1 protein-coding gene is annotated in these 1,572 nt (G+C 37.7%); it reads left to right on the top strand.

The features are described from left to right. The first annotated feature begins 154 nt into the window (after nt 1-154). Nucleotides 155-1,477 (top strand): fibronectin type III domain-containing protein, encoded by a 1,323-nt coding sequence (locus tag QZ334_RS08325; protein WP_295233622.1) that lies wholly within the window; start codon nt 155-157, stop codon nt 1,475-1,477. Nucleotides 1,478-1,572 lie beyond the last annotated feature (95 nt).

Genomic DNA, 1,572 nt, shown 5'->3' with positions numbered 1-1,572 from the left:
CAATTAAATATGTTGGGTTGTATTTCTGCTAGATATAGAAAAGTAGATGTGAAAGAAGTATAGCAAAATCTTATTTGACTTAAAGCTAAGTGTAAGTTTTATAATGTGTTCATATTAAATATTAGTCAAACAGTTTAGTTAATAAAGGAATTATATGAACAAAAAAAGATTAATTATATCCTTACTAGCTATTATTACTGTGGTTGGTGCTACTGTAGGTAGCTATGTATATAGGGATACTATATACAGTCGAATTGCTCGAACTGCAGCTGTGGTGAGTAGTCAAGAGATAAAACCGCTCCTTAATTCTGAAGGCCGTTACATTCGGCAAATTGTAGCTCAAGATAATAGCACAAGCCGTACTATTATGTGGCAGTCTGATAACAGTGAATCTGATGCCATCATAGAATATCGCCAAGATGGGACCGATACTATACAAACCATAAATGCTACAGATAAAGTTTTTACTGATGATAGCAGTACTACCTATATCCATGAGGCTACATTGACAGGGTTAACACCTAAAACAAAGTATGAGTATCGCGTTGGGTATGGCAGTGATCGCCGTAGTGATTGGTACTCCCTGGAAACGGCTGGTGCTAGTGTCTATGATGTGCTCATATATCCAGACTCTCAGTCGGGGGATTATTCTCAATGGGAAGAGATTGTAAAGGACTCAGCACATCGCAATCCAAGGACAGCCCTGTATATTAGTATGGGTGACCTTGTAGATAATGGGGAACAAGACTATCAATGGCGCACTTGGTTAAATTCCATTAGACCGTTGAGTGCTAATGTGCCGTTAGCAACGACATTAGGCAATCACGAGATGTATACATTAGATTGGAAAATGCGCGAGCCTTATGCGTATTTGAATTACTTCGCAGTACCGCCTAATGGGAACGAAATTTTTAATCGTCGTTATTATTCCTATGACTTCGGTGATGTTCATTATGTTGTATTAGATACGCAACTTTATGAAAGCAATCATGAAGATAATCATGATACACATCATCCAAATCTTTATGATGTACAGATTCAATGGTTACGCCAAGATTTAGCAGCAAATATTAAAAAGTGGACCGTAGTTCTCATGCATCGGGATCCATTCCAATATGCCTTTGACCGCCCTGGCGCAAGTCGTGATGTAGGATTCAATGAAGAGGGCGTATTGTTTATGCCTATCTTTGATGAGTTTAATGTAGATTTAGTGTTGTCAGCTCATTTACATTCTTATCGTAATAGAGGGCATGTACGTAACTTTGATCGAGATGCTTCGGGACCATTATATATTCTGACTGGTATTGCCGGAGATGCTCGTCGTCCTAAGTGGAAAGAACATCCTTTAGATGTATATGTGGCACCAGATCGAGATAAGAATAACTATATGACGATGACTGTTACACCGAATAAATTAATAGTAAAAGCTTTCTTACCAGACGGTACACAGCTAGATGAGTCGGTTATAGAGAAATAGAAGCATAAGAATATAAGAATATATAAGCAAAAGACACCTTCCTTGGAAGGTGTCTTTTTTGTGTGTTTATACAAATAGTTTTCTCTGATTTATAG

This window comes from Veillonella sp., assembly GCF_019414865.1.
Lineage (GTDB): Bacteria > Bacillota > Negativicutes > Veillonellales > Veillonellaceae > Veillonella.
Note: the sequence above shows the minus strand (reverse complement) of the source record. Positions and strands in the feature narration are given on the sequence as shown.